This window comes from Edaphosphingomonas fennica, from assembly GCF_003034225.1.
Taxonomy (GTDB): domain Bacteria; phylum Pseudomonadota; class Alphaproteobacteria; order Sphingomonadales; family Sphingomonadaceae; genus Sphingomonas_E; species Sphingomonas_E fennica.
On sequence record NZ_PHHF01000071.1, the window covers coordinates 62625 to 88122 of the forward strand.

At 67.0% G+C, this 25498-nt stretch carries 29 protein-coding genes and 1 tRNA gene; 16 read left to right on the forward strand and 14 right to left on the reverse strand.

Annotated elements, in window-relative coordinates; all coding sequences use genetic code 11:
* Nucleotides 1-200: 200 nt before the first annotated feature.
* The 9 genes from CV103_RS16905 to CV103_RS16945 all read left to right on the forward strand — a co-directional run bounded on the left by CV103_RS16905 (nucleotide 201) and on the right by CV103_RS16945 (nucleotide 7897).
* Nucleotides 201-2357, forward strand: coding sequence for a methyl-accepting chemotaxis protein (locus tag CV103_RS16905; protein WP_107395627.1), 2157 nt, complete (start codon nucleotides 201-203; stop codon nucleotides 2355-2357).
* A 338-nt stretch (nucleotides 2358-2695) separates the two neighbouring features.
* A complete protein-coding gene (gene infA, locus CV103_RS16910; protein ID WP_003049127.1) occupies nucleotides 2696-2914 on the forward strand; it encodes a translation initiation factor IF-1 in 219 nt (72 codons plus the stop codon).
* 34 nt (nucleotides 2915-2948) lie between these two features.
* Entirely contained in the window at nucleotides 2949-3539 is a 591-nt protein-coding gene (locus CV103_RS16915; protein ID WP_015458109.1) for a Maf family protein, read from the forward strand.
* Complete coding sequence (locus tag CV103_RS16920; protein ID WP_107395628.1) at nucleotides 3532-4542, forward strand: ribonuclease; 1011 nt, start codon at nucleotides 3532-3534, stop codon at nucleotides 4540-4542. Before CV103_RS16915 ends, CV103_RS16920 begins: the two co-directional genes overlap by 8 nt.
* A complete protein-coding gene (locus tag CV103_RS16925) occupies nucleotides 4514-4720 on the forward strand; it encodes a DNA gyrase inhibitor YacG (protein WP_015458107.1) in 207 nt (68 codons plus the stop codon). Before CV103_RS16920 ends, CV103_RS16925 begins: the two co-directional genes overlap by 29 nt.
* Nucleotides 4721-4755: 35 nt before the next feature.
* A tRNA-Phe gene (locus CV103_RS16930) sits at nucleotides 4756-4831 on the forward strand.
* Between the two features lie 504 nt (nucleotides 4832-5335).
* Nucleotides 5336-6076, forward strand: coding sequence for an alpha/beta fold hydrolase (locus CV103_RS16940; RefSeq protein ID WP_245896918.1), 741 nt, complete (start codon nucleotides 5336-5338; stop codon nucleotides 6074-6076).
* Complete coding sequence (locus CV103_RS22945; protein ID WP_342749175.1) at nucleotides 6012-6311, forward strand: alpha/beta fold hydrolase; 300 nt, start codon at nucleotides 6012-6014, stop codon at nucleotides 6309-6311. Before CV103_RS16940 ends, CV103_RS22945 begins: the two co-directional genes overlap by 65 nt.
* Nucleotides 6311-7897: an FAD-binding oxidoreductase gene (locus tag CV103_RS16945; protein WP_245896922.1), complete on the forward strand. Its 1587-nt coding sequence runs from the start codon at nucleotides 6311-6313 to the stop codon at nucleotides 7895-7897. Before CV103_RS22945 ends, CV103_RS16945 begins: the two co-directional genes overlap by 1 nt.
* Here the strand turns inward: CV103_RS16945 and CV103_RS22950 are convergent.
* The 8 genes from CV103_RS22950 to CV103_RS16980 form a co-directional block, all read right to left on the reverse strand.
* Complete coding sequence (locus CV103_RS22950; RefSeq protein ID WP_245896924.1) at nucleotides 7875-8159, reverse strand: hypothetical protein; 285 nt, start codon at nucleotides 8157-8159, stop codon at nucleotides 7875-7877. The genes CV103_RS16945 and CV103_RS22950 overlap by 23 nt on opposite strands.
* Before the next feature lie 13 nt (nucleotides 8160-8172).
* Nucleotides 8173-9297: a hypothetical protein gene (locus tag CV103_RS16950; RefSeq protein ID WP_245896925.1), complete on the reverse strand. Its 1125-nt coding sequence runs from the start codon at nucleotides 9295-9297 to the stop codon at nucleotides 8173-8175.
* A complete protein-coding gene (locus CV103_RS16955) occupies nucleotides 9249-9668 on the reverse strand; it encodes a DUF4383 domain-containing protein (protein WP_070934594.1) in 420 nt (139 codons plus the stop codon). The genes CV103_RS16950 and CV103_RS16955 overlap by 49 nt, the downstream gene beginning before the upstream one ends.
* Nucleotides 9669-10202: 534 nt before the next feature.
* The gene (locus tag CV103_RS16960) at nucleotides 10203-10403 is read right to left on the reverse strand and encodes a hypothetical protein (RefSeq protein WP_084653277.1); all 201 of its coding nucleotides are present in this window, start codon (nucleotides 10401-10403) and stop codon (nucleotides 10203-10205) included.
* Between the two features lie 135 nt (nucleotides 10404-10538).
* Complete coding sequence (gene flgH / locus CV103_RS16965) at nucleotides 10539-11267, reverse strand: flagellar basal body L-ring protein FlgH (RefSeq protein ID WP_015458106.1); 729 nt, start codon at nucleotides 11265-11267, stop codon at nucleotides 10539-10541.
* Between the two features lie 14 nt (nucleotides 11268-11281).
* Nucleotides 11282-11743: a flagellar basal body P-ring formation chaperone FlgA gene (flgA, locus tag CV103_RS16970; protein ID WP_070934593.1), complete on the reverse strand. Its 462-nt coding sequence runs from the start codon at nucleotides 11741-11743 to the stop codon at nucleotides 11282-11284.
* A 5-nt stretch (nucleotides 11744-11748) separates the two neighbouring features.
* Nucleotides 11749-12534 carry a flagellar basal-body rod protein FlgG gene (gene flgG / locus CV103_RS16975; protein ID WP_015458104.1) on the reverse strand — a complete coding sequence of 262 codons (786 nt, stop codon included), beginning with the start codon at nucleotides 12532-12534 and terminating at the stop codon, nucleotides 11749-11751.
* A 35-nt stretch (nucleotides 12535-12569) separates the two neighbouring features.
* Nucleotides 12570-13310 (reverse strand): flagellar hook-basal body complex protein, encoded by a 741-nt coding sequence (locus tag CV103_RS16980; protein WP_015458103.1) that lies wholly within the window; start codon nucleotides 13308-13310, stop codon nucleotides 12570-12572.
* 147 nt (nucleotides 13311-13457) lie between these two features.
* Here CV103_RS16980 and CV103_RS16985 point away from each other — a divergent pair, with 147 nt between their 5' ends.
* The 4 genes from CV103_RS16985 to CV103_RS17000 are packed head-to-tail and all read left to right on the forward strand — an operon-like array spanning nucleotide 13458 to nucleotide 16160.
* The gene (locus CV103_RS16985; protein WP_107395630.1) at nucleotides 13458-13943 is read left to right on the forward strand and encodes a flagellar basal body-associated FliL family protein; all 486 of its coding nucleotides are present in this window, start codon (nucleotides 13458-13460) and stop codon (nucleotides 13941-13943) included.
* On the forward strand, nucleotides 13940-14968 hold the full coding sequence (gene fliM / locus CV103_RS16990; RefSeq protein WP_015458101.1) for a flagellar motor switch protein FliM: 1029 nt from the start codon (nucleotides 13940-13942) through the stop codon (nucleotides 14966-14968). The genes CV103_RS16985 and fliM overlap by 4 nt, the downstream gene beginning before the upstream one ends.
* Complete coding sequence (locus CV103_RS16995; protein ID WP_070934591.1) at nucleotides 14965-15486, forward strand: DUF6468 domain-containing protein; 522 nt, start codon at nucleotides 14965-14967, stop codon at nucleotides 15484-15486. Before fliM ends, CV103_RS16995 begins: the two co-directional genes overlap by 4 nt.
* Entirely contained in the window at nucleotides 15486-16160 is a 675-nt protein-coding gene (locus CV103_RS17000) for a MotE family protein (RefSeq protein WP_107395631.1), read from the forward strand. The genes CV103_RS16995 and CV103_RS17000 overlap by 1 nt, the downstream gene beginning before the upstream one ends.
* A gap of 119 nt (nucleotides 16161-16279) precedes the next feature.
* Here CV103_RS17000 and CV103_RS17005 read toward each other — a convergent pair whose 3' ends face one another.
* A complete protein-coding gene (locus CV103_RS17005; protein WP_015458098.1) occupies nucleotides 16280-16693 on the reverse strand; it encodes a hypothetical protein in 414 nt (137 codons plus the stop codon).
* A 109-nt stretch (nucleotides 16694-16802) separates the two neighbouring features.
* On the opposite strand from CV103_RS17005, the gene CV103_RS17010 reads away from it, so the two are divergent.
* Together CV103_RS17010 and CV103_RS17015 are read left to right on the forward strand one after the other, a co-directional pair.
* On the forward strand, nucleotides 16803-17072 hold the full coding sequence (locus CV103_RS17010; RefSeq protein ID WP_015458097.1) for a hypothetical protein: 270 nt from the start codon (nucleotides 16803-16805) through the stop codon (nucleotides 17070-17072).
* Complete coding sequence (locus CV103_RS17015; protein ID WP_107395632.1) at nucleotides 17072-18913, forward strand: hypothetical protein; 1842 nt, start codon at nucleotides 17072-17074, stop codon at nucleotides 18911-18913. Before CV103_RS17010 ends, CV103_RS17015 begins: the two co-directional genes overlap by 1 nt.
* Before the next feature lie 25 nt (nucleotides 18914-18938).
* On the opposite strand, the gene CV103_RS17020 is transcribed toward CV103_RS17015, so the two are convergent.
* From CV103_RS17020 to flgE, 5 genes are all read right to left on the reverse strand, one after another.
* Nucleotides 18939-19727 carry a hypothetical protein gene (locus CV103_RS17020; RefSeq protein WP_107395633.1) on the reverse strand — a complete coding sequence of 263 codons (789 nt, stop codon included), beginning with the start codon at nucleotides 19725-19727 and terminating at the stop codon, nucleotides 18939-18941.
* A 195-nt stretch (nucleotides 19728-19922) separates the two neighbouring features.
* Nucleotides 19923-20378: a GNAT family N-acetyltransferase gene (locus CV103_RS17025; RefSeq protein WP_107395634.1), complete on the reverse strand. Its 456-nt coding sequence runs from the start codon at nucleotides 20376-20378 to the stop codon at nucleotides 19923-19925.
* 175 nt (nucleotides 20379-20553) lie between these two features.
* On the reverse strand, nucleotides 20554-21462 hold the full coding sequence (locus CV103_RS17030; RefSeq protein WP_015458093.1) for a flagellin: 909 nt from the start codon (nucleotides 21460-21462) through the stop codon (nucleotides 20554-20556).
* 37 nt (nucleotides 21463-21499) lie between these two features.
* A complete protein-coding gene (gene flgK, locus CV103_RS17035; RefSeq protein WP_107395635.1) occupies nucleotides 21500-23584 on the reverse strand; it encodes a flagellar hook-associated protein FlgK in 2085 nt (694 codons plus the stop codon).
* Nucleotides 23585-23635: 51 nt separating this feature from the next.
* Nucleotides 23636-24919 (reverse strand): flagellar hook protein FlgE, encoded by a 1284-nt coding sequence (gene flgE / locus CV103_RS17040; protein ID WP_015458091.1) that lies wholly within the window; start codon nucleotides 24917-24919, stop codon nucleotides 23636-23638.
* A gap of 171 nt (nucleotides 24920-25090) precedes the next feature.
* Between flgE and CV103_RS17045 the strand changes: the two genes are divergently transcribed.
* Nucleotides 25091-25495 carry a flagellar biosynthesis repressor FlbT gene (locus CV103_RS17045; protein ID WP_107395636.1) on the forward strand — a complete coding sequence of 135 codons (405 nt, stop codon included), beginning with the start codon at nucleotides 25091-25093 and terminating at the stop codon, nucleotides 25493-25495.
* Nucleotides 25496-25498 lie beyond the last annotated feature (3 nt).

Consider the following 25498-nt stretch of genomic DNA (forward strand, 5'->3'; position numbering starts at 1 on the left):
ATCGGCTCATGCTGAAAATGCGTAATATTCGCTGCCGGATCGCCCGCCGCGGCGCGTGCCCTTCATATAATGAACCTAGGGTGCCGATCCTCCGCGATCGCCACCCGCGCCATGCCCGGTCGCCCATGCATTCCCGATGGACCGGCCGACCCAGATAAAGAGGTCACCGCTCGATCGTGGCCCGAACGCAGGTGAACGTTATGCACGCAATGTTCAGCCGGATGGCCATCGCCGGCAAATTGATGACGGTGGCCGGATTATCGATCGGGCTGCTGCTCGTCCTCGGTTTTTCCTTCATCATCTACCAGTCCAATTCGGTGGTCGAAACGCTGTCGCGCGATGCCACCACCGCGCAGGCGGATTCCGAAACCAACGCGCTCGAGGCCGAGCTTGGCCGCGTCGAGGCCACCGCCCGTTCGATGACGGCGACGGTCGCCACGCTCCGCCAGGCCGGCGCCCGCGATCGCGGGCTCGCCATGGCGACGCTCAAGCCCAATATCGATGCGTCGCCGCTGATCCTCGGAAGCTGGGTCGTCGCCGAACCCAATGGCTTCGATGGCCAGGATGCCGCCAATGTCGGCCGCCCCGGTTCGGAAACCGGCGAGTTCATGGCCTATTGGGTCAAGAACAGCGCGGGCAATGTCGTGCTGCAGCCGATGAACGGTCGCAGCGAATATGGCCGCGATTACTACAAGACGCCGCGTGACAGCGGCCTGCCCTCGCTGATCGAACCCTATGTCGAGGAAGTCGACGGCAAGCCCGTGACGATAACGTCGATTTCGATCCCCATAAAGGCGGACGGCCAGGTCGTCGGCGTGGCCGGAGTCGATCTCGCCCTCGATGACATTTCGGCGCGCCTCGGCAAGCTGAAGCCGTTCGGCACCGGCAAGGTCATGCTGCTTTCCAACCAGGCGATGTGGGTCGCGCATCCCGATGCGGCGCTGCGCATGAAGCCCTATGCCGATCCGGGGCTGGACAAGGTGAAGGCCGCGATCGCCAGCGGCGAGACGATCACGCTCGACGACATCGACATCGGCGGCGTCGCGGTGGAACGCACCATCCGGCCCGTCCGGTTCAAGGGCCTCAACACCACCTGGGCGGTCGTGCTCGACGTGCCCGAAGCCACGATCAACGCGCCGGCGAACAGCCTGGCATGGCAGCTCATCGTCGGCGGCATCCTGATCGTCGGCGCCGCGCTCGCCGGGCTCTTTTATGCCGCGCGTTCGATCATCGGCCGGCCGATGGCGGAACTCAGCACCGCGGTCGATCGCCTCGCCAAGGGCGAGAATCTCGCCGTGCCGCAGACGGACCGCCATGACGAGATCGGCACGATGGCCCGCGCGGCGGACGTGTTCCGCCAGGCGGCCGCCGATCGCGCCGCCGCCGATGCCCGCGCCGCCGAGGAGCAGAAGCTCATCACCAGCGCGATCGGGGATGGGCTCGCGGCCCTCACCGACGGCGATCTCACGGCCGAGATCCGGACCGACTTCCCCGGCGCCTATGCCGTGCTGAAGGCCAACTTCAACGAAGCCGTCACGGGTCTCCGCCGGATGATTGGCGCGGTGATGCAGAGCGCCGGCGCCATCCGTACCGGATCGCAGGAAATCGCCCAGGCATCCGAGGATCTCGCCCGCCGCACCGAGGCGAACGCGGCGAGCCTGGAGGAGACCTCCGCCGCGCTCGCCCAGATCGACGATCGCCTGAAGGCGACCGCCAAGGCCGCGACGCGCACCGTGCAGCGGGCCGATCAGGCGATCTCCACCGTCAGCGGCGGCCGCAACGTGGCGGACGAGGCGGTGCAGGCGATGGACCGGGTGCGCGAAAGCGCCAAGGGCATCGACGAGGTGATCGAGGGCGTCGACAAGATCGCCTTCCAGACCCGCGTCCTCGCCATGAACGCGGCGGTGGAAGCCGGCCGCGCCGGCGAGGCGGGCCGCGGCTTCGCGGTGGTCGCCGATCTCGTCAGCGCGCTTGCCATGCGCGCCGAGGAGGAAGCCAAGAAGGCGCGCGATCAGCTCACCCTCACCCAGACGGACATCGGCACCGCCGTCGAGGCCGTCCAGCGCGTGGACAATGCGCTGGCGAGCATCGCCGAGGGCGTGGGCGAGGTGCATGGCCTGCTCGATGGCATGGCCAGCGACAACCAGGCCCAGTCGTCGGCCATCTCGCAGATCAGCGTCGCGGTCTCGACGATGGATCAGTCGACCCAGCAGAATGCCGCGATGGTGGAGGAGACCTCGGCCGCCGCGCGCAACCTGAATTCGGAGGTGAATGCGCTTTCCGAACAGGCATCCCAGTTCAGGATCGGGTCGGAAGATCGCGGCGGCGGCCATGGCGCCGGCCGGCTCGCCGCCTGAAGTGGCTCCGGCCCGTCGTTCGGGCCGATATCCGCCGGCCCCCGATCCCGCGACGGCGGGGCAGGGGGCCGGCCTGTCCTACAATAGTTGCGTTGCGTTATGATCCGCCTCGTCCCCGGACGGGGCGGATTCGCCTTGTTCCGGCACGCCGGATCACCATATCGGGCGCGAAGTTGAAGATGCGTTCTATATCCTCAACTTCCTCAACTTCGTTGGAAATGGGCCGCCGCCGGATGCCCGAAAAACGCGAAGGCCGCATCGTCGACCTTCCCTTTTTGGCTGCTTGGCGCTAAGGCGGCGCGATTTTTCTCCACGCGACTCTAACATCAAGGGGCCTGATGGCTAAGGAAGAACTGCTCGAAATGCGCGGGCAAGTAGTGGAACTGCTGCCCAACGCCATGTTCCGCGTCCGGCTTGAGAACGACCATGAGATTCTCGGCCACACCGCCGGCAAGATGCGCAAGAACCGCATCCGCGTGCTGGTGGGCGATGAAGTGCTCGTCGAACTGACGCCTTATGATCTGACCAAGGGCCGGATCACCTATCGCTTCAAGTGATCGGCCGTCTCGGGCGATCGGCCGGGGGCCGCCTATGCCGTCCCTGATCCTCGCCTCGGCCAGCCCCCGCCGGCTGGAACTGCTTGCCCGCCTCGGTATCGTGCCCGCCGCCGTCGATCCGGCGGAGGTGGACGAGACGGCGGGCGCCGGCGAACTGCCCTTGCCCTATGCCCGCCGGCTGGCCGCCGAAAAGGCGACCGCCGTCGCCGCGCGGCATCCGGGCTGCGTGACGCTGGCCGCCGATACGGTGGTCGCGGCCGGGCGCCGCATCCTGCCCAAGGCGGAGGACGAGGCCACGGCCCGCCGCTGCCTGGAACTGCTCTCCGGCCGCCGCCACCGCGTCATCACCGCCGTCAGCCTGATCGACGCCGAGGGCCGCGCCCGCCATCGCGAATCCGTCTCGATCGTCACTTTCAAACGGCTGACGGAAGCGGAGGTGGATCGCTATCTCCGGTCCGGCGAATGGCACGGCAAGGCCGGCGGCTATGCCATACAGGGCCGCGCCGAAGCCTATGTCCGCTTCCTTTCCGGCAGCCATTCGGGCGTCGTCGGCCTGCCCCTGTTCGAAACCCGCGCGCTGCTGGAAGCCGGCGGCGTGATGCCCGGCGAAGGCGATCTTGGCTGAATGGCTCTATGAGGACGGCATCGGCGAGGCGCGGGCCGCGCTGGTGGATCAGGGCCGCATCCTCGAAGCCGCGATCGAGCCCGACGACGCGGGCCCCCGCGCCGGCGCCGTCATTCCGGCCCGGCTCACCAAGGTCCTCATTCCCGGCCGCCGCGCCGTCGTCACGCTGGAAGGCGAGGGCGGCGAGGCGCTGATCGAGCCGCCGCCGCGCGGCGTCACCGAAGGCGCCCGCCTGCTGGTGGAGATCACTCGCGCCGCCATTCCCGAACCCGGCCGACCGAAGCGCGCCATCGCCCGCGCCGCGCTGCCCGATGCGCTGCCCACGGACGGCCCCGATCTCCTCCAGCGGATCGCCGCCACCGGTATCCCCGTCGTCCGTCTCGCCAGCCATGGCGAGGATCGCCTGGAGGCGGCCGGCTGGTCCGAGCTTCTCGACGAGGCGCTGACCGGCGAGATCGCCTTTCCCGGCGGTGCGCTCCGCCTCTCCCTCACGCCGGCCATGGCCCTGTTCGACGTGGATGGCCCGCTGCCGCCGGCCGAGCTGGCCGTGGCCGGCGCCCGCGCTGCCGCCCGCGCCATCCGCCGGATGGGCATAAGCGGCTCGATCGGCATCGATCTGCCCACCGTCGGCGCCAAGGCGGATCGCCAGGCCGCCGCCGCCGCCGTCGATGCCGAGCTTCCCCAGCCGTTCGAGCGGACGGCCGTCAACGGCTTCGGCTTCCTCCAGATCGTCCGCCGCCGCAGCCGCGCCTCGCTGCCCGAATTGCTGCGCAGCGAACCGGCCGTTGCTGCGGCCCGCGCCCTTCTGCGCCGGGCGGAGCGCACCGCCGGTGCCGGCACCGTCCAGATCGCCGCCGCGCCCGCCGTCATCGCCGTGATCGCGGCGCGCCCGGATTGGCAGGCGCTGCTGGAGCGCCGCCGCGGCCTTCCGCTCGCCTTGCGAAGCGAGGCTTCGCTCGCCATATCAAGCGGGCATGTCCACATCGGCCCCCTCCCGGCGTAAGCGCGGCGCCTGCCCGCTCTGCGGCGCTCCCGCCACCCCCGCGCACGCCCCCTTCTGCAGCCAGGGCTGCCGCGATCGCGATCTCCTGAACTGGCTCGGCGAGGCCTATCGCACCCCCGGCCCGGCCAGCGATCCGGAGGGGCAAGAAATTGTCGAAGACGGGCTGGACAGGCCCTAGCAGCCTTGTCTATAGGCCGCGCTCCAACGCTTCCTGCCCAGGTAGCTCAGTTGGTAGAGCACGTGACTGAAAATCACGGTGTCGGCGGTTCGATTCCGTCCCTGGGCACCATTACCCCTTCCGGAAGCGTCCGCAGGCATTCAGAAATTTCCGTTGGAAAACAGACAGGCTGACGGTTTATCGACGGTATCGGATACCGACGCGGAGCAGATACTGTCATGCTCACCGTTTCCGAACGCTGGCTCCTTATCTCGTTTCCGATCTTGAGCGGGAAGATCATATTGACGTCTGGCGCGTGCTTCGTGTCCGGCGCGATATCCCATCGTGGATGACCGAAACGGACAACTGATCGTCTCTACTCGTCGACTTTCCGGACGTTCGAAGTTCGTTTGGCAGGCGCTTAAAGCCGCCGTTCCGGCCTCTGGTTGCCTCCCGAAACCGGTCATCGTTCTCATTCCGAACCGATGACAGCTATTGTGCAGCCGATTTTGAACTTGAGGTGGCCGCTTTGTCGGCGGCAACTGCCAAATCGCATTGAAAGTTCGCTGGTTTTATAATCTGGCAATGGCTTTGTAATGCCTGTTCTCATATTCGATTCCAGGGGGAGGGGAGCGGATGAGGCGCTTGCTAAGAAGAACAATCTTCGCGTCGGGCGTGCTGATCCTTGCGTTCCTGATCCTGTTGGCGAGCTTGCGGCTGCTGGCCTGGTTTCGCGAATCCGACGCCTCGATTCCTCCAAGCACGACGTTGATCGAAACGTCACTTGGTGCCGTTGCCATCACGATCAGCGGCCGGGCCGACGGATCACCTATTCTACTTGTCCATGGCACTGCGGCCTGGAGCGGTTTTTGGCGCGATGTAGCCGCTCATCTTTCAAGGCAAGGCTGGCGCGTCATCGCGGTGGACATTCCACCGTTCGGTTATTCGGCAAGGGATCCGGCAGCTCGATACGACCGCGTGAGCCAAGCAGCTCGCCTCAGCGAAGTGCTCCAGGCATCCACCGATCAGCCCGCTGTCGTCGTGAGCCACAGCTTCGGTGCCGGTGCCGCGACGGAGTTGACCCTAAGGTCGCCAGCGCAAGTGCGCAGCCTGATTCTGGTCGATGCGGCCCTGGGCAAGCTCGATCCAGTTGGCTCGGGGAGCCTTGTCGAACGGACGTTGTCGACCGCCGTTATCGCGCAGCCGCTGACATCTGTCACCCTAACAAACCCATGGGCGATCGGCCCGCTCATGAGAAGCATGGTGGCGCAAGGATATGACGGACCGCTGGATCACGACGTTGCGTCAGCCGATGCGGCGACCGGGGACCACGGCCGACTATGCAACGTGGCTGCCGGTGCTGTTCGCCGCGGATGACGGCGGATGGAGCCGTCGCAGCGAGCGGCTGGCCGCGATCGCGCGACCGGTCGCGATCATCTGGGGCGCCGCCGATACGGTGACGCCGCCGGCTCAGGGCGAACATATAGCCGCCTTGACCCGCGCAAGATCCTTCACGCGCTTGCCGGGCGTGGGACATATTCCGCATATCGAGGATCCTGCGGCGTTTTTTGGGGCCTTGGACGCAGCGACCGCACCGGACAGGGGGAAATGATGAGGCGACATAAGCTGTTGGTCACCGTGTCCGTGGTTGCGCTCGCGGCCGGGGGTGCCGCCCTTTATGCCTTGCCGTTGGCCGCCGATCCCACGGGGCCGAAGGATTGCGCCGGTATCCTGCCGCCGCTTTCCGCTTTGGCAGGCGTGCCGGCAGCCGTGGCGGAGCCCAATTGGGCGCAGCGGGCGGGCACGATCAATGATGCGAGCTGCCTGAACCGCACGCCGGTTGCCGGTGTGGTGGCCGTCCGCAATGAGGCGGACGTCGCCCGCGCGCTCGCCTATGCGCGGGCGCATAAGCTGACGGTGACCGCCGCCGGCATGAAGCACAGCATGGGCGGGCAGGCATTCCGTGCCGGGGGTGTGATCCTGGACATGCGGGGGCTGAACGCGATCCGGCTCGATGCGAAGACGCGCACCGTTTCGGTGGGATCGGGGGCGACCTGGCACGCGATCCAGAACGCGATCCATCCGCAATTCGCGGTGAAGGCGATGCAGTCGACCGACATCTTCACGGTCGGCGGGTCCATCTCAGTCAACGCGCATGGCATGGATCACCAATCGGGTGCCGTAATGGGTTCGATCCGCAGCCTGCGGCTGATGCTGGCCGACGGTCGTATCGTGACCGCTTCGCGGACGGAGAATGCCGATCTTTTCGCGCATGTGGTAGGGGGATACGGGCTGTTCGGGGTGCTGTTGTCCGCCGAGCTGGAAGTCGTTCCCAATGACGTCTACCGATCCGAACGAAGCCTGATCAGCTATCGCGATTTCCCCGAGACCTTCGCCGCGATCGAGGCCGATCCGGCCATTGGCCTCACCTACACGCATCTGTCGACCGCACCCGGCAGCCTGCTGCAGGAGGCGCTCGTTTATGCCTACCGCAAGGTACCGGCCGATCAATCGCTGCCGCGTGCGCCTCTGGGAGAGGTGTCGTCGACCAAGCTGCGGCGGCTCACCGTCAATCTTTCCAAGCGCAACGACTTCTTCAAGGCGGCGAAGTGGTGGGCGGAAAAGAATGTCGAACATCGCCTGGAAAGCTGCACCATCCCACGCGCGCAGGCGATGGGGGACGGCGAAGCCTGCCTCGTCTCGCGCAACGATCCGATGCACGACAGCGTCGCCTATCTGCGCGACGCGCTGCCGCGCGAGACGGACATCCTGCATGAATATTTCGTACCGCGGGATCGCCTCGTGCCGTTCATCGATGGCATGCGGGCGCTGTTCCGCGAACGGGACGTCAATCTGGTCAATGCCTCGATCCGGGCCGTGGGGGCGGAGGCCAATGCGTTGAGCTATGCGCCCAAGCCGGCATTCTCGGTTGTCCTCTATCTGAACCAGCCGGCCGATGCCGGGGGCACGGCGGCGATGGCCAGGCTCACCAGCGATCTCATCGATCTGTGCGATCGGGAGGGCGGACGCTTTTTCCTGCCCTACCAGCTGCATTATACGACGGCGCAGCTGGTGCGTTCCTATCCGGAGCTGCCGGCCTTCCTGGCCGAGAAGCGCCGCTGGGACCCGGACGGGCTGTTCAGCAACACCTGGTATGCGCGCTATGCGCCGGCCGTCACCGGGTTGCAGACCGGCTGAAGCAGCCCGCCGCGATCCGCCCCTCGATGACGAGCGGCGCTCCGTGGCGATAGAGCGCCAATGCGAATCCGCGGTCATCGGAGCGCGCGAGAGTCGCGCCCCGGCGGCGCTCGACAACGACTCCGCCCGCCGCCGCGATGGCTCTGGCGGCATGCGCGGCATCGCCGACGACGGCGACCTGCCTCCCGGCCGGACCGACAAAAGGCAGGCCCGCCATGATCGCCAGCCAGCCGCCCAGCACCAGCCCGAGCTGCGCGGCCACCCGCATTCCGCGTCTAATAATCGTAGACATGTTCGATCGTGCCACCGGCAGCCTCGATCCGCCGCATGGTCGGCAGAAGCGCGGCCACCTTGGTCGAAACGCCGATGCGCCGCCATCCTGGCCGTTCCCCAAGCGGCATCGACAACAGCAGGCCGGTATTCCCCAGCCCGGACATCCTGCCCCGGGGCAGCGCTGCGGTGAGGAAGATGTCGTCATTGCCAGCGATTTCCACCAGCGTGACCGGCGATGCCGCAAGCTTGGCCAGCAACGCGCTGAACTGGGCGTATCGGGGGGCTTCCACCTCCACCAGTCCGCCGGGCAGCGTGCGCACCGGCTTCAGCTGGGAATCGATCGCCAATAGGGCTTGCGGCGTCGCCCGCGCCACGAAACGGATCGTCAGGGCATCCCGCCCGAGCGCCGCACCGCTCGCCCTGTCGATCAGCCGGGCATAGCCCGCCTTGACGCCATATTCGGCCGTCAGCGCAAAGCGGCGCTCCCAATGTCGGAACAATAGATCGGCTTCTTTAGTCCGCCATCCCTCGGTCAGCGCTTCGCCGAAGGGAAAGCGATACCACGGCGTTTCATGCATGAAGGCGCCATAGGCTTGCTGGGTGCGCGCGGCATGCCGATCGTCCGCGCTGGTCCAGCCGCTGAACCATTCGGCGAAGCGGCCGATCGTCCGCTCATAAGCCGCCTTGATGGCGAGTTCGGCCGTATAGCTGATCCCGATCGTATAGATCATGATCTTGGCGTCGCCGGCATCGCCTTTCCCCCGGGTCACGCCATTCAGCGCGCAGAAGCTTGACCAGAAGGCCGCGATATCCGTGCCATAGGGATAGCTGCTGGGCGGCCGGCCTGCCGCCAGATGACGGCCCAGGCTGTCGGCCGAATAGACGATATGCCATTCGGGATAGGTGAGCCATGTCCGGGCCTCGGGACGGCGATCGCTTTCGGAAAGCAGCGATCGATAATCTCCCTGGACGAGGCCGGGCATCGGGGATCGGCAGCCGATCTCGATATAGGCCATCGGCGCCGCTATCGCCGCGATGGCGACGGCACCGAGGCCGAGCGCAATCTTCCAGCGGCGTTTCACGCCGGCAGTGCGGAGACGCGCGCGGCCAGCCGATAGCCGATCCATATCGCCACGCCGCCGATGATGAGGTGCGGAAGATTGGCGAAGAACCGTGTCGTCAACGGCAGATCGAGCGGCCCATAAAGGAAGATGCCACCGTCCAGATAACCGCTGCCCGTCAACAGGCCGAGAACGCCATCGGCAAAATAGAGGGGACCGAACAGCCGGAAATAAAGGCGGGACGCGCCATAAGAGATCGCCGCCGCCGCGCCCGCCCACAGGCCCGAGGCCAGGTGAAGACTGTCGTCATAAAGGTCGAGCTTGAACAGGCCGAACAAGTTGCCCTGCGCATCGTGAAAGGTCGGCACATAACCGATGGCGACAACCGCGATGAAGCCGACGAAATAAACCCAGCCCAATCTCCTGACTTGATTCATGCCCCTCTCTCCCCCAAACCTTGAAGGTAGCCGATAGCATCATCCAATTAAGAAGCCGATAGGGTTGGGCGGAACCGCATCCGTATCAGGGCATCCTCATCGGATTATGCCGGAAATTGGCAGTTCTTAGGGACTGCAGGTGCCACTGAAGGAATGTCTGCTTTTGGATGGCGGCCAAGCGCTGCACCACGAGCAAAGTCGGCGTTCACTGTCGTGACGTTGCCGACATGTCGCAAGCGCGGCGCCTTCGGCTTGGGCCGACACATGATCGCCGCGTGAAGGCGCTGGCTGCACCGGTTCTGCACATTGCCTCCACCGCATCCGGATAGCGGCCAGATCAGCGCTTCACGCAATCGGGGCAAATACCTATGGTCAGCGTATTGCCCTAGATGGACCCGACAAATTCGTTCGAGTATTTCGGCGATGACTGGCCGGATTATTTTGGCAGATATTTGAAATATCCATGCAGGAATATTTCTGGAAAATTCATCCGTTGGATCAAGTGACTGGGATTGCAATCATTCGGTGACAGTGTCAGCCGTTCGATCGCACCCAGATCTCGACAGGTGCAACGAACTTGCCGGGCGCCGGCTTACCGACATCGATCCGTTCGGCGGTGACTTTCTCCCCGGATTCGAGCGTGAGGCTCACCCAGGGCTTGGGCATGCGGCCGAAGGTCATTTTCTGGATGGGTTGGCCGGTGGCCGCGTTCATGATGGTGGCGATGATGCTCATGCCGCCGCCTTAGCGAGGGCATGGTGCGCCCGCCAAGCTACAGATTCGAAACGCCCAAATATCCGCCGGATCGAGGAAAGCCCACGGCGGCCGTTCGTGCGGAGGGCCGGAGAGTTTCCTCCCCGGCCCCTGCGTTCAGAACGGGAACAGCGCGTCGTAGATCTGCTGGCCCCAGCGGGCCTGCTGCGCGTCGGTGAGCTGGCCGCGCCCGCCATAGCTGATTCGCGCTTCGGCGATCTTGCTGTGGGCGATGCTGTTGTCGCGGGCGATGTCCTCGGGCCGGACGACGCCGGAGACGATCAGCTCGCGCAGCTCGAAATTGACGCGCATCTCCTGCCGGCCGCGGATTAGCAGGTTGCCGTTGGGCAGCACGCCCGTCACCAGCGCGGCCATCGTCATGTTGATCTGCTCGCTGCGGGTGGTGTTGCCGCTGCCGGTCGATTTGGAAGCCGAATTGGCCCCCACCAGCTCCGGATTGCCGGGTTCCAGGCCGAACAGCCGGCCAAGGCTGGCATTTTCCGATCCGTCGCGGGTGCGCGCGGTGGAATTGTCGAAGCTGGCGCGATCCTGGATGTTGATCCGGATCGTCAGAATATCGCCCACGCGCGATGCCCGCTGATCGCGGAAGAAGGCGCCCGCGCCGGTGCGGAACAGCGAGGCGCCCGTCGGCTGGGGTTCGGGCGGCGATGCCTGGCCGGCGCGGTGGGCGGCCGCCTGGTTGCCGAGCGACGGTTCGATGATCGGCGCGGTGGGATCGTCCATCGGCGACATCTTCGGCGCGCGGCCGACATTGGCGAGCCGGTCCGCGACGCTGCAGCCGGAAAGCAGGGTGGCGATCATCAGCGCCGATGCGATGCGTTTCATGTCCCTTGACCCTTTCATTGCCCGGCGATGCGGACGCGGCCCGGCTGGTCGACCACGGCATCCAGCGTGCGGTTGGTGCTGAGGCTGACGACGCGCACGGCGTCGCCCTTGCCGCCGTCGGTCAGCGCGCGGCCGGGGGCGGTAATCGTCAGCCCGCCGGAAACCACCGCGATGGTTACGGCCTCGCCCCGGCGGACGAGGCGCGGCATCACGATATCGGTGCCCTTCACGATCGCGCCCGCCATCAGCCGGCGTGCGGCTTCCTTGCCGGCGGCGGCGGCCGGCGGCAGCGCGCCGCGCGCCGCATTGGGGCCGAGCGGCGCGGTCTCGAAATCGGCGGCGGACATCAGCTCGCCCTTCTCGATCGTGCGCGCCAGCACCGGCGCCTGCACCGTGGCGGGCGGGGGAGCGGGCAGGGCGGCGGCCGGGGCCGGGGCGCCCGCCACGGCCAGCGCGATGGAAAGCAGCAGCGCCATGATCGTCAGCGAAGCTGCGCGCTGGTGGCGAGCATCTCGTCCGAGGTCTTCACCACCCGGCTGTTCATCTCATAGGCGCGCTGCGCGGTGATGAGGGCGGTAATCTCCGACACCGGATTGACGTTCGACGCCTCCAGGAAGCCCTGGTTCAGCACGCCGAAGCCCGGCTCCCCCGGAATGGCGACGTTGGGCTGGCCCGATGCGGCGGTTTCCAGGAACAGGTTGGAACCCATGGCCTCCAGCCCGGCTTCGTTCACGAAGGTCGCAAGCTCGAGCTGGCCGACGGTCTGCAGCTCGGTCTGGTCGGCCATCTTCACCTGGACCTCGCCGGTCTTGGAGATCACCACGTCCACCGCGCCCTGCGGAATGGTGATGGCGGGTTCGATGCGATAGCCGTCGGTCGTCACCAGCTCGCCCTGGTCGGAAACCTGGAACGATCCCGCGCGGGTATAGGCGGTCTCGCCCGAAGGCATGGTGATCTGGAAATAACCTTCGCCGTCGATGGCGAGGTCGTAGGGGTTGCTGGTCTGCGTCATCGCGCCCTGTTCGGAGATGCGATAGACGCCGCCGGTGCGCACGCCGGCGCCGATCTGGATGCCCGAAGGCACGCGCGTGCCGTCCGCGCTGGTGGAGGCGCCGGGGCGCGAGACCTGCTGGTAGAGCAGGTCCTGGAATTCGGCGCGCTGCCGCTTGAAGGCGGTCGTGTTCATGTTGGCGATGTTGTTCGAGATCACGTCGACATTGGTCTGCTGCGCGAGCATGCCGGTCGAGGAGATGGAAAGAGAGCGCATGGGTTCAACCTTTCAGTGAAGGAATTGAAGGGGGATCAGTTGACGCGGCCGAGCTTGTCGATCGCCTGCTTGCGCATGTCGTTCAGGCTTTCGGTCATGCGCATGCTGGTCTGGTAGGATCGCAGGATATCGATCATCGTCGTCGTCTCGACGATCGGCTGCACGTTCGATGCCTCGACGCCGCCGATCTTCAGCCTGGCCTCGCGCGCGGTGAGCACGCGGCCGCGCGTGCCTTCCATCAGCCCGTCGCCGCGCGGCGACACGTTAATCTCGTCGAACGTGGTGATGGCGATGCGGCCGAGCGGCCCGTCGCGGCCCATCACGGTGCCGTCGCCGGCGATCGTGACCATCGTCTTCTGGTCGTCCGGCACGTTGATGGCGCGGCCATTCTCGTCGAGGATGCGCTGCCCGCCGGAGGTGGCGAGATCGCCGGTCTCCAGAATCTTGATGAAGCCCGCGCGCGTATAGGCGACGCCGCCGCCCGGCGCCTCGACATTGATGTAGCCCGGGCCGTCGATCATCACGTCCAGCGGGTTGCCCGTCGCCTGGAAGGCGCCCTGGCTCGCATCGTGGACGGCGCCGTAATCGAGCACGAAGCTCGTCTTCTTCGCGTCCTCGACGGGGGCTTCCTTCGTCTTCTCCACATATTCGTGGAACAGCGGCTGTTCCCGCTTGAAGCCCACGGTGGAGGTGTTCGCCATATTGTTCGCGGTCACGTCCAGCCGCCGCCTGAGCGCCTGTTCATGGCTGAGCAGCACAAAGGATGAGACGTCCATCAACCCACCTCGGAAAAATCGAGACCTTTTTGGCGCCAGGCAAAAGTTGCCGCACGCTCATCCTATAATAGGAGGGAAATCCGGTTCCCGGTGCGCCGCCTGCCGATTTAGGCGGGCCGGGACCGGCGGCTCCAAGGGAGTGAATGCGTGCAGAGCAATGCAATCAGTGAAGCGGTGCCGATCGAGGCCAGGCCTGCGGGGCGTTTCGGCAAGCGTGCGAAGATCATCGCCGTCGCCGCGCTGGTGCTGGGCGGCGGGGTCGCGGGCTATGCACTGATCGGCGGCGACAAGGGCGAGGACGTGGCCTCCGCCGCCGGGGATGCGGGCAGCGATGCCTATGTCGAAGTGCCGCCGATGATCGTGAACCTGCGCAGCAGCGACGCGCAGGCCCGCTTCCTCAAGCTGCGCTTCATCATCGTCGCGGCCGATGCCGGCAAGTCGGAGAAGGTGAGGCAGAAGCTGCCGGTGATCCTCGATGCGCTCCAGCCCTTCCTTCGCGAATTGCGGCCGGACGACCTCAACGGATCGGCGGCGGTGTTCCGCGTGAAGGAGGAGATGATGTCGCGCGCGACCAATGTGCTCGGTGTCGGCGTCGTCCGCGACGTGCTGATCCAGGACCTCGTCCAGCAATGAGCGGCGGCGGCGACGATTTCGAGGATTTCGCCCTGCCCGAACCGCCGGTGCTGCCGGTCGGGGCCGAAGTCACGTTCGACCAGGCGGGCATCGACGCGCTGTTCGGCTTCGATGCCGCGCTGGAACCCGCGCAGAAGAGCGGGCTCAAGGCCGTCATCGAATCCAACACGATCAGCCACGAACGGCTGCCGATGCTGGAGGTGGTGTGCGAACGCATGGTGCGCACCTTCGCCACCAGCATGCGCAACCTCACGTCCGACGCGATCGACGTCAGCCTGGAGGAGATCACCTCCGTCCGCTTCGGCGAGTTCATGAAGCGCGTGGCGCTGCCCGCCATGCTCGGCGTGTTCAAGGTGAAGGAATGGGAGAATTACGGTGTCGTCACCGTCGATTCCAGCCTGATCTACGCCGTGGTGGATGCGCTGCTCGGCGGCCGCAAGGGCGGTGGCGCCGTCCGCATCGACGGGCGCGCCTTCACCACCATCGAAACCATGCTGGTGTCGAAGATGGTCCAGCTCGCGCTCGACGAATTCTCGGCCTCGTTCGAGGCGATCGAGCCGGTGACGATGGAGCTGGAGCGCGTGGAGAGCAGCCCGCGCTTCGCGGCGATCGCCGGCCCTTCCAACATCGCCGCGGTCGCCACCTTCCGCGTCGACATGGAAGGGCGCGGCGGCAAGTTCAACATCCTGCTGCCTTATGCGACGATCGAGCCGGTCCGCACCAAGCTGCTCCAGCGCTTCATGGGCGAGAAGCTGGGCCGCGACCGGATCTGGGAAGCGCATATGGCGGCCGAACTCTTCAATACCGAGGTCGTCGTCGATGTCGTGCTGGGCGAAAAGCATATGCGCCTGCACGACGTGATGAACATGGCCGTCGGCCAGACGCTCGCGCTCAATCGCGGGCCCGACGATCCGCTGGAGGTGCATTGCGGCGGCGTGCCGCTGGGCCATGCCCATATCGGACAGCGCTGCAGCAACATCGCCATCCGGCTTGCGACCGACATTTCGAAAGGCTTCCCCAAATGACTTTCGCCGTCTTCACCAATCTTCTTCTGACGCTGCTGTGCGCGGCGGTGCTGGTGCAGTGCACGCGGATGATGCGCAGCTTCCGGGCGATCAAGTCGGGCGATCTCGGCGAGACCGTGGCGCAGCTCGATCGCGCGACCGGCCAGGCCCGCGCGGTGCTGGGCGAGCTGAAGACGCTGCTGGCCACCGACGGCGCCGCCAATGCGCGCGTCATCGCTTCGGGCGAGGCGCTGCGCGACGAGCTTTCGGTGATGGTCGGCATCGGCAATGCCGTGGCCGAACGGATCATGGACGCCGCCGCCACCGCATCCGATCGCAAGGATCAGCCGGCCGACGAAGCGGATGTCGTTGCCGAGGCCATCGCCGAGGCCGCGGCCGAAGCGGCGATCGACCAGCCGGTCGTGCGCGCCGCGCCGCGCAAGCGCTCGCGCTCCAAGCCGAAGCGTCCGCGCCCGGCGGTGGCGGCCGTCGCCGATGACGGCGCGATCCCCGCCGAGACGGTGGCGGAAGCCGCGTGATGGCGCCGCCTCCTTCGCTTTTCTCGCGCATGAGCGGGGTGGCCGGGCAGCTTCCCGGCGTGGTCCGCGATCTGGTGCGCAAGCCTTCGCTCCTGTCGCTTACCGCCGGCGTGGCGGGCCTTTCCGTCATCGCCAACGCCGTGGCGGTCGCGGCCCCCACGGCCGAGCAGCCGGCGCCGGCCAGCCGGCTGGGGGCATCGATCCAGCAGAGCGTGCGCGAGCGCGATCAGGCGATCGCCGATCAGAAGCGCGGGCTCGACCTGCGCGAACAGGCGCTGCGCGCCAGCGAGGCGCGGCTGAAGGCCGATCTCGCCCAGCGCCAGGCGGAAGCCGCGCAGCCGGCGTCGTCTTCGGGGCGCGGCGGTGCCCAGGGCAGCGATGGCAATGATTCCTACGACGATCTCGCCCGCATCTACCAGACGATGAAGCCCGCCAAGGCGGCGGTGATCTTCGAGCGGCTGGATCTCGACGTGCAGACCGAGATCGCCCGGCGGATGCGCGAGCGTTCGACCGCGATGATCGTATCGAACATGACGCCCAATGCTGCCGTGCAGCTCAGCATGGCGCTGGCGGGCAAGCGCCAGCTCCAGCCCGTGGTGGTGGAACAGCAGCCGCAGCAGCCCCCGGCGCGGCGCCCGAATGGTGCCGCGCCGCGCGGGCTGGCGGCGCGATAGGCGGCTTCACGCCTGGGCGGCATCGCCGGGCGGCAAGCGGGAATGAAAAAGCCCCGGTTCGGCACGAGACCGGACCGGGGCTTTTTCTCTTATCGGTCGGATTGCCCGGCCGAAGCCAGTCAGGCGACGGGCAGGGCGGCGACCTTCACGATCAGCACGCGGGCGATGCCCGGATTGACGCGCTTGAGCGAGGCGGTGACGTCCGCGCTCAGCCGTTCGGCATCGACGGCGGTAAGCTCGGACGCATAGAGGCGCGCGAATTCCAGCGTGGCGGCAAGCGAGGCGGCGCGCAGGCGCGGCATTTCATCCTGCATCGCGCTGGCGGCCGCGGCATCCTTCGCCTCCAGCACCAGCGAGAGCTGGAAGGAGCCTTCGATCCGGCTGGGGCTGAAGATCGGGGTTTCGATCCGGTCCATCTGCACGAAATGGGATTCGCCGCCTGCCACCGGCGATCCGGCATCGGCGGCGCCGGCGACGCTGCCGCTGGTCATCGCCGAAAGAGCGGTGGCTGCGGTCACGACAGTCTTGCGCATCTAGGTCTCCGCAACAGGCGGTTCGGCCTGCTCAATTGTTGGGCCGCGAATCCGGCGGCGCGCTCTTATCTCCTATAATAGGATGAAAATGTGTGAAGCAGGTGCCTAGATGAGCCGCGATCAGCAGCCCGAGAGAGTCAGGGTCGTATCCTCGGGTCAAACGACCGCGATCCCCCGCCGCCGGCGCGGCGACCGGGAAGCCGATGACGCGGCCGCGGGCGAGATCGTTGCCGCCACCGCCGACGCCGTCGACGCGCTGATCGATCCGCCGGCCGCGACGGGGCTGCCGACCATCGCGCTCGCCCTGCTGTTCATCCTGGGCTGCGGCATCGGCGGCGCGCTGATCGGCGCCTTCGGCCTGTTCGAGGTGCAGCCGTGATGAAGCTGCCCTTGCTGCTCGCCTCCGCCGCGGCGCTCGCGGCGCCCACGGTTCCGCCGCCCCCGGCGCCGACCGCCGCGTCGGCCGCCGAGGACGATGTCGCGATCGCCTCCACCCCGGCGCCGCCGCAGATGGCGCGCCTGCCGGGCTTCGCCGCCGATCTCGCCCAGCAGCCCGACATCTCCATGCCCGCCGCCTGGAAGATCATATCGGAGGACGTGGCCTGGCGGATGCTGGCGCGGGCCTCCGCCTCCGGCCGGCAGCAGGCGCGCTGGGATTATGCGCGCAGCCTGATCGGGCGCGGGCGCGGGTCCGAGGCGATCGGCGTGCTGGACGTGATGCGCCAGGACGATCCCGATCTCGCCATGGTCGATGCCTTCAACCTTGCGCGCGCGGCCGCGCTGACGATGATGGCGCGCCCGGCCGATGCCTTCGCGCTGCTGACGGGGCCGGGCCTCGTCAACAATCCCGAAGCCTGTGCCTGGCGCCTGCGCACGCTGGCCGAAACCGGCTTTGCCGAAGCGGCGATGGGGCAGGTGGCCTGCGCCAAGGCGGCGATCGACGCCCGCAAGGGCGACGCGCGCCAGCCCTTCATCATCGCGGCCGCGCGGGCGGCGGTGGAAAGCAACCGCCCCGATTTCGCGCTGCACTGGCTGGCGCTGACCCCCGATCGCGATCCCGCCGCCAATCTCTATCGCGGCCGTGCCTATCTGGCGCTCGGCCGGTCGGACGAGGCGCGGCTGCGCTTCGCCCGGGTGGAGAAGAGCGGCACGATGGGCCAGCGGATGGATGCGCGCCTCAGCCTGATCGAGGCGGAAACCGCCAGCCATGCGCTGACGCCGGCGGCCGCGCTGAAGAAGCTGGATGCCCTGCGCTATGTGTGGCGCGGCGATCAGGTCGAGGAACGGGCGCTGCGCCTCAGCTATCGCCTGAACAGCGAGATGGACAATCTGCAGGGCGCGCTCAGCACCGGCGCCACCCTGTTCCGCTTCTTCCAGCCCAGCCGGCAGGGGCCGGATTTCGTTCCGGGCCTGCAGGCGAAGCTCGCCTCCGCGCTCGATCCCGCCAGCAAGCTGCCGCTGGATCAGGCGGCCGGGCTCTATTGGGATTATCGCGATCTGGCGCCCAGCGGCGCGGAAGGCGATTTCCTGGTGACGCGGCTGGCGGACAGGCTGCAGGCCTCCGGCCTCTATGCCCGCGCCGGCGATCTTCTGGAGCACCAGCTTTTCGTGCGCACCCGCGATATCGCGCAGGGGCCGCTTTCGGTGAAGGTGGCGACGCTCCACATCCTCGCGGCGCGCCCCGATCGCGCGCTGGCGGCGCTGCGCAGGACGGCCGCCAACCCCTATACCGACGAGATGATCCACGCCCGCAAGCGGGTGGAGGCGGTGGCGCTCAGCCAGCTCGGCAAGGTGGACGAGGCGTTCGCCGTGCTGCAGGACGTGCCGGGCGCCGGCCCGCTGCGGGTCGAGATATTGTGGAAGAACCGCAACTGGGCGGCGCTGGCCAGCGAGATGGCGCCCACGCTGCCGCGCGCCGGCAGGATCAGCGACGTCGATCAGGCGGTGCTGCTCCGCTATGCCGTGTCCCTGGCGATGCTGGGGCAGGAGGATGGGCTGGCGGCGCTCCGGGCGCGCTATGCCGCGTCCTTCCAGGGCCTGCCGACCGCGCCGGTGTTCGAGATGCTGACCGGGACGGTGGGATCGGTCGACCCCGCCGCGATATCGCGCGCGATGGCCGCCATCCCCAGCGTGAGCCCGGCCGGCGAGATCGCCGAGCTGGTCGATGCCGGGCCGATTCCCGCCGGCAAGGCCGCAACGCCCGGCCCCAGGGGGGCGTAAGACCCGTCGGGCGCGGCCCGATCCGCTATTTGGCGGCGAGGGCGAACTGGAAGTTGAGGCCGACGAAGATCTGCCATTGCGGCGTGCCGGCGCCGTTGGTCCAGACCGAATATTGCGGTTCGACGAAGCCGTTGATGGTGGTCTTGCCCACCTGCCACACCTTGCCCACGCCCAGGCCCAGCGGAATATAGTCGCCGGCCTTTTCCAGATCGAAGGTCCAGGTGCCGGTGGAGCGCATGTAGAAGCCCTTGGGCAGGTTGTAGATCAGCAGCGGCTGGAAGGTCATCAGCGAGGTTTCGGGCCGGTCGTCGTCACCCGCGAAGGAATGCTGGTAGGTGAGGAGCGAGCCGATAAGCCCCCATTTTTGCGGCGCGATCAGCAGGCCGACGGCGCCGGCCTGCCACTTGCCGCTGCCGGTGACGTGCTTGCCGGCAATGGGGGCGACGAGCAGAGGCCCCACTCCCAGCTCCATCTTCCCGGACTTGAAGGGGATGATGTCCATCAACGTGAGATCGCCGAAGGCGGTGGCGTGGCCGGATGCTGTGGGCGTGGTGACGAGCGGCAGGGTGAAGCGCAGAAGCTGTCCGCGGCCGAAGGTCTTGTGCGGGATCAGCCCGCGAAACAGAAGCTGGTTGGCATCCTCGTCCGGCACGTCGGTCAGCTTGGGCACGTAATAATCGTGTATGTTGAAGGTGATCTTCGGCGTCAGCGGATTGTTGGCGTCGTTCTGGCCGCTTTCGCTCTGGGCCAAGGCCGCCTGTCCCCAGGATGCTGCGAGCAGGAGGGCGGCGAGGGTGAAACCGGCACGCTTCATGGCGAACTCCCCGGATCCTGTGGAGCCGTTGGCGCGAGTCTCGCAAAAGCGCCCCGGAGGGCCAATCGGTAGAACTACCCGGTTTGGAGGGGGATTTGCGGGGCCACCCTTATGGGGCACGGGGAATGGAGGATGCGGAGCGTTGCCTAACGGTGACCTGTCCTACCTGGCAGCCCATCCACGGATGAGGCAAATTCAGCCCTGATTTCCGAGCATCTGCCCAGCCGGTTCCTGAAGCCGCTTGCGCAGGAAAAACCGGCGCTGGCCCACCGGATGGTCCTCCAGCTCGCCGAACAGCTCGAATCCCAGCTTCTCGTAGAAGCCGCGGGCCTGGAATTCGAAGGTGTCCAGCCACATCCCCACGCAGCCATGGGCGCGGGCGATGCTTTCGGCTTCCTGCATCAGCGCCTTGCCGTAATTGCCACCGCGCCACTCCTCCGGCACGGCGAGCAGTTCAACGAACAGCCAGTCATAGGCGATCTTGCCCCACAGGCCGCCGACATCCCGGCCGGCCTGGTCCGTCAGCAGGATCGCCACCGGGCGCAGGCCGGGGTCGCCCGCGCGGCTGGCATTGAAGGCGCGCAAGGGAGCGAGAATGGCCTCGCGATCGGCGTCGGACGGCGTGTCGGGTATCGTGATGCGGAGCGTCATCGGCCGGCGGTAGCAGAAGCGCCGGGGACGAAACAGGCGGGTGCGTCATGCCATGCCGCCCCAAAGGAAAAGGGCGCCCCGTCCGTGACGAGGCGCCCTTGCTGCCGACGGTTGCGACCCGCGGTAAGCAAACAGGCGGGGGAGGGGCGCGGCCCCGCACGGGCCGGCCCGTCCGTCAGCGCAGATAATTGACCAGCGAAAGCCCGTTGAGCTGGGCGAACACCGAATAGGATGCCTCGAGGGTGAGCTGATATTGCGCCATGTCGACGGCGACCTGGCCGAGATCGGCATTCTCGGTCTCGCCGATCACCTCGGTCATCAGCATCGAGCGATCTTCCGCCCTTTTGCCGATCTGCTCGACATAGGCCATCTTGCGGCCATTCTCGCCATTGACGGTGCGCACGTCCGTCAGCCCCGCATCGAGGGTATCGACGGCGGCGAACAGCGCAGTGCGCTCCGCATCGGTGAGTGGGCTGGAAAGCTCGCCCAGGTCGGCGAGCGCGCCGAACGCATCGATGAACTTGCCGGCGAAATCGCTGGCGACGATGCCATATTCGACATCGAGATCGTCACCCACCCGGGCCGATCCGCGCACCTGATCGTTGGCGAAGGCATCGGCCGGATCGAGGCCGATCGTGTCGGACAGCGTTTCCGGCTTGAGCGGCTTGGTATCGGTCTGCGAGCCGCCGAACAGCGAGCGGCCGTTCACCTTCGTGTTCATGATGGTCTTGAAGTCGTCGAATGCGGCCTCGATGTTGGCGGCCAGATCGCGGCCATCGGAAATACCGAGCGAATCCATCACCTTCTGGCGCAGGTTCGTCATCGACTTTTCGAGGTCGCTGAGGTTCGCGTCGTAGAATTTCAGCGTCGTCGTGGTGTTGCCGGCGGACGCCTTGTAGCCTTCCTGCCGTTCCAGCAGGGCGTTGGCCGAAAGGGCGCGGATGGCATCCCCGCCGAGCTGCGAATAATTCTGCGCCTTCTTGCCGGTGGCGAGCTGGGCCTGGCCGGCGGCGAGCAGCGACTGGGTGCGCTGCAGGCTGCCCATCATCACGCTGTTGAGCTGGGTAGTGGCTACGCGGTTCATGGCTGTCTCCCTGGAGGACGGTGGCGGCTGGCGCGGATCAGCCCACCATCTCCAGCAGCGTGTCATACATGCTGCTGGCGGTGGTCATGACCCGGGCGGCGGCGGAATAGCTGTTCTGGAGCACCACCATCTGGGCCAGCTCCTCGTCGATGTTCACGCCCGCGAAATTGTCGCGCCGGCCGACGGCGTCGCTCAGCCGCGCGCTCGCCGCATCGAGGTTGGTCTGCGACTGGGCGGACTTGGTGGCGATGCCGGCGATGAACTGGCTGGTGATCGCGTCCACCGATGCCTTGCCCTTGTTGCCGAGGTCGATCGCCTTGGTCAGGCTGTCGACGAAGCCGCCGGCGCCCCGGAAATCGCCCGGCCCGATCGCTTTCTCGCCGATGGCGGCACCCAGGTTCAGCCGGGCGAGGGGAAGGTTGGCGGTGTTGTCGAGGATGTCGGGCCGGATGAAGGCGCCGTCCACCGCGCTCTTGCCGGCAAGGTCGGAGAAGGACAGGCCCGATCCGTTGCGGCTGGTGGAATCGGCCGGGATCGTTATGCTCGCCCCCGCGCTCGAGGCATTGGGGGTGAACTGGATGCGGCCGCGATCGTCGAGCGCGAAGCTGCCATAGCCGGAAAGCGGGCTGGCGTTGAGCTGGGCGATGACATCGCCGAACGTCTCGCCACCGGTGGCGGTGTAGGTATAGCTCGCCATCGGCCGGCCGGCGGCGTCGCGCAGCACGACCTCGGCGGTCTCGCCGGCGCCGAAGCCGGCCGGGTCGGCGGCGGTGAAGCCCGATGGGGTGATCGCGCCGCTATCGCTGCGGATCACGTCGTTCAGACCGAAATAATGCGAAAAGCCGACACCAGCGCGGCTGGCGGGGTTGGCTTCGGCCTGCGCCACGGCGACGCCGTTGGGCGCGGCATCGGCGGCGATGCTGAGGCGGCCGTTGACGAAGGAGGCGGTGGCGAAGCCGGCGAGCCCGGCATTGATCGCGGCGACCGCGTCGTCCACCGTGGCCGTCGGCCCCAGCGCATCGAAATCGACATCGACCTTGGCGAGCAATGTGCCGTCCGCGCCCATGACCGCGAAGCTGGCGGCGCCGGTGAAGCCCAGCCGGTCGGTGCCGGCGAGCCCGGTCTGCCGTCCCTGCAGGCTGGCGGGGGCGGGAACGGTGGTGCCGGCGTTGGCGGCCGCGTTCAGCCCCTCGGCCAGCGCGGAGAACAGGTCGCCCACCTGCCCCGAATAGGCCGGCAGCACATTGTCGCGCAGGTCGATCAGCGAACCGAGCGTGCCGCCGATCGCGGAGGAATCGATCTTCTGCCCGGTGGAGGCGCCGAGCGTGCCGTCATTATTGGCGAAGCGGATGTCGATCGCCGAATAAAGCGGCTGCGCGGCGCCCGGCCCGCTATTGTAGCTGAGCTGGCGCAGCCGGCGGTCGAGCAGCACTTGGCCGCTGTCGGCCTCGATCATCATGCGGCCGTCCGGCTGCTCGCGCACCGTGACCTTCATCAGGCCGCTCAGTTCCTCGATCGCGGCGGCGCGTTCATTCTCGATGCCCGACGTGCTCTGCCCCAGCGCCCTGCGCTGCGCGACGGAATCGTTGAGCGTGTGGATCTGCTTCAGCAGCGTGTTGGTGCGATCGACGGTATAATTGACCTCGGACTCGACATTGGCCTGCAGGCCGTTGGTGTCGCCGCGAAGCTGCTTCAGCAGGTCCAGCATGTCATCGACATTGCCGGTGAAGGTGGCGATCGACTGGGGCGTCGCCTCCAGGCTCGACATCTGCGTGGCGGACGAGGAGACGGCGGCGAGGCGGGCGGCGAGGCCCGTCGTCGATCCCACGCCGCCCAGCAGGGATTCGAGCTGGTCGAAATAGGAAGAGGCGGTCTTCGCCCAGCCGGCGCCGGCCGACCGGTTGTAGACCGTGCTCTCCAGGAACTTGTCAGCGACGCGCGAAGGCTCGCTGACATAGACGCCGCTGGTCCGCCCGCCGCTGACCGTGCTGGACGCCGCCACCTTCTCGCGCGCGTAGCCCGGCGTGTTGACGTTCGCGATATTGTTGGAAACCGTCCGCATCGCCGCCTGTGACGCGGACAGGCCGGACACGGCGGTGTTCAGGATGTCGTTCAGTGACACGGGCGGTTTCCTCTGGCGTTCATGGTCTTCTGGCGGGCGGGATCAGGCGGATCAGCGCTTCATGTTGCCCAGTTCCTGCAGCATCTCGTCCACCGTGGTGATGATCTTGGAGGACGCGCTGTAGGCGCGCTGGAAGCGGATCATGTTGGTGAATTCGCCGGCGAGATCGACGGTGGAGGCTTCCAGCTTGCCGGCCGCGATCTTGCCCGAGCCGAGCGAGCCGGCCGGATTGACCGAAGGCGTGCCCGAATCCAGCGAGGTGATGTAGGCGTTGCCCGAAACCGCCGTCAGCCCGTTCGGGTTCTGGAAGGTGGCGAGCGGGAGCTGGTAGATCGGGCGGGTCGATCCATCCTCGAACACGGCGCTGACGACGCCGCTGTCGGAGATGTTCACCGAGGCGACGGCGCCGAGGATGCCGCCGTTCACGCTGGACGAGAGCAGCGAGGAATCGCTGCTGAACTGGGTGATGCCGTCGAGCCCGCCCTGCGAGCCCAGCGAGAGCGAGATCGGCGAGGCATCGGCCCCGTTGCCCCAGTTGACGGCGAGATCGTCGAACAGGCCGGCGGTCGATCCCGCGACGTCGAGGCTGCCGTCGCCGTTGAAGGCGAGCGATCCGCTGCGCAGCAGATTGCCTTCCGAATGGATTTCCACCGCCCATTCGTTCGTCGCGGTCTTCACGAAGGCGAAGGAGACGGTGTGGGCATTGCCCTGCGCGTCATAGACGTCGACCGAGCGTTCAAACTGCGGTTCCACCGTGCCGTTCATCATGTCGCCGGCCGCGGCGTAAGGCGGCGTCGTCGGCGGCGTGGCGGTGGATTGCAGGTTGGCGCGCAGCGCGATCTTGGTGGTGGCCTGCGCGGCGCCGCTCAGCTCGTTGATGTCGACCGGGCGCAGCGCGTTCATGTTGCCGTTGTTAACGAAGTTGCCATTCTCGTCGAGCGGCCAGCCCTGCAGATAATAGCCGGCGGTATTGTAGAGCTGCCCGTTCTTGTCCGGCACGAAGGAGCCGGCGCGGGTGAAGGCGATCGGCGCGTTCGGATCGGCGCTGGAGCGCACGACGAAGAAGCCCGCGCCGTCGATGCCGAGATCGGTGAGGCTGCCCGAAGACTGGAGCAGGCCCTGGGCGGAGATCATCGCCTGCGGGGCCGCGGAGACGCCGCCGGCGGAATAGCTGTTCTTGGTGCCGCTGTTCGTGACCAGCGTGCTGAACTGGGCGGTGGTGCCCTTGTAGCCCACGGTGTTCACGTTGGTGATGTTGTCGGCGACGGTCGCCATCGCGGTGGACTGTGCCCCGAGGCCCGAGACGCCGGCATAAAGAGCGGAATAGAGGCTCACATGATTCTCCTATGCGTGGTGACGGGCGCGGCCGTGGGGGCACATGCCTGTTCCATCGATCATTGTAGGAGGGAGAAGAAGCCGACCAAATATAGGCAAAATTTTCCGGGTGCGGGGGCCGCATCCGCCATCGCCATCCTATAATGCGGGAAACGGCATTTGAGGCAGGACATGGCGCTCCGCATTTCCCTTCGCGACGGCGAGAAGATCATCGTCAACGGCGCGGTGCTGCGCGCCGCCGGCCGCACGGACCTGTGCATCGAAAACAACGTCACGCTGCTGCGCGGCCGCGACGTGATGAGCCCGGAAGAGGCGAACACGCCGGCCCGCCGGCTCTATTTCGCCTGCATGATGGCCTATATCGACAGCGCCGATCAGCAGCGCCACCAGGATGCGATCGTCACGCTGGTGCAGGCGCTGATGGAGGCGCTGGAATCGCCGGAAGCCAAGGCGGTGTGCATCAGCTTCGCCCAGAAGGTGGCGACATCCGATTTCTATCGCGCGCTGGCCGATTGCCGCTGGCTGATCGATTATGAAGCCGAGGCGATGGCCCGGCCGGTGGCCACGGTCGCCTGAGGC

Bases quoted from the DNA above. Each gene is read 5' to 3' on its own strand.
- CV103_RS16905 (WP_107395627.1), top strand. From the start codon at position 201: ATGCACGCAATGTTCAGCCGGATGGCCATCGCCGGCAAATTGATGACG.
- infA (WP_003049127.1), top strand. From the start codon at position 2,696: ATGGCTAAGGAAGAACTGCTCGAAATGCGCGGGCAAGTAGTGGAACTG.
- CV103_RS16915 (WP_015458109.1), top strand. From the start codon at position 2,949: ATGCCGTCCCTGATCCTCGCCTCGGCCAGCCCCCGCCGGCTGGAACTG.
- CV103_RS16925 (WP_015458107.1), top strand. From the start codon at position 4,514: ATGTCCACATCGGCCCCCTCCCGGCGTAAGCGCGGCGCCTGCCCGCTC.
- CV103_RS16940 (WP_245896918.1), top strand. From the start codon at position 5,336: ATGAGGCGCTTGCTAAGAAGAACAATCTTCGCGTCGGGCGTGCTGATC.
- CV103_RS22945 (WP_342749175.1), top strand. From the start codon at position 6,012: ATGCGGCGACCGGGGACCACGGCCGACTATGCAACGTGGCTGCCGGTG.
- CV103_RS16945 (WP_245896922.1), top strand. From the start codon at position 6,311: ATGAGGCGACATAAGCTGTTGGTCACCGTGTCCGTGGTTGCGCTCGCG.
- CV103_RS16950 (WP_245896925.1), bottom strand. From the start codon at position 9,297: ATGGATCGGCTATCGGCTGGCCGCGCGCGTCTCCGCACTGCCGGCGTG.
- CV103_RS16955 (WP_070934594.1), bottom strand. From the start codon at position 9,668: ATGAATCAAGTCAGGAGATTGGGCTGGGTTTATTTCGTCGGCTTCATC.
- CV103_RS16960 (WP_084653277.1), bottom strand. From the start codon at position 10,403: ATGAGCATCATCGCCACCATCATGAACGCGGCCACCGGCCAACCCATC.
- flgH (WP_015458106.1), bottom strand. From the start codon at position 11,267: ATGAAACGCATCGCATCGGCGCTGATGATCGCCACCCTGCTTTCCGGC.
- flgA (WP_070934593.1), bottom strand. From the start codon at position 11,743: ATGGCGCTGCTGCTTTCCATCGCGCTGGCCGTGGCGGGCGCCCCGGCC.
- flgG (WP_015458104.1), bottom strand. From the start codon at position 12,534: ATGCGCTCTCTTTCCATCTCCTCGACCGGCATGCTCGCGCAGCAGACC.
- CV103_RS16980 (WP_015458103.1), bottom strand. From the start codon at position 13,310: ATGGACGTCTCATCCTTTGTGCTGCTCAGCCATGAACAGGCGCTCAGG.
- fliM (WP_015458101.1), top strand. From the start codon at position 13,940: ATGAGCGGCGGCGGCGACGATTTCGAGGATTTCGCCCTGCCCGAACCG.
- CV103_RS16995 (WP_070934591.1), top strand. From the start codon at position 14,965: ATGACTTTCGCCGTCTTCACCAATCTTCTTCTGACGCTGCTGTGCGCG.
- CV103_RS17000 (WP_107395631.1), top strand. From the start codon at position 15,486: ATGGCGCCGCCTCCTTCGCTTTTCTCGCGCATGAGCGGGGTGGCCGGG.
- CV103_RS17005 (WP_015458098.1), bottom strand. From the start codon at position 16,693: ATGCGCAAGACTGTCGTGACCGCAGCCACCGCTCTTTCGGCGATGACC.
- CV103_RS17010 (WP_015458097.1), top strand. From the start codon at position 16,803: ATGAGCCGCGATCAGCAGCCCGAGAGAGTCAGGGTCGTATCCTCGGGT.
- CV103_RS17015 (WP_107395632.1), top strand. From the start codon at position 17,072: ATGAAGCTGCCCTTGCTGCTCGCCTCCGCCGCGGCGCTCGCGGCGCCC.
- CV103_RS17020 (WP_107395633.1), bottom strand. From the start codon at position 19,727: ATGAAGCGTGCCGGTTTCACCCTCGCCGCCCTCCTGCTCGCAGCATCC.
- CV103_RS17025 (WP_107395634.1), bottom strand. From the start codon at position 20,378: ATGACGCTCCGCATCACGATACCCGACACGCCGTCCGACGCCGATCGC.
- CV103_RS17030 (WP_015458093.1), bottom strand. From the start codon at position 21,462: ATGAACCGCGTAGCCACTACCCAGCTCAACAGCGTGATGATGGGCAGC.
- CV103_RS17045 (WP_107395636.1), top strand. From the start codon at position 25,091: ATGGCGCTCCGCATTTCCCTTCGCGACGGCGAGAAGATCATCGTCAAC.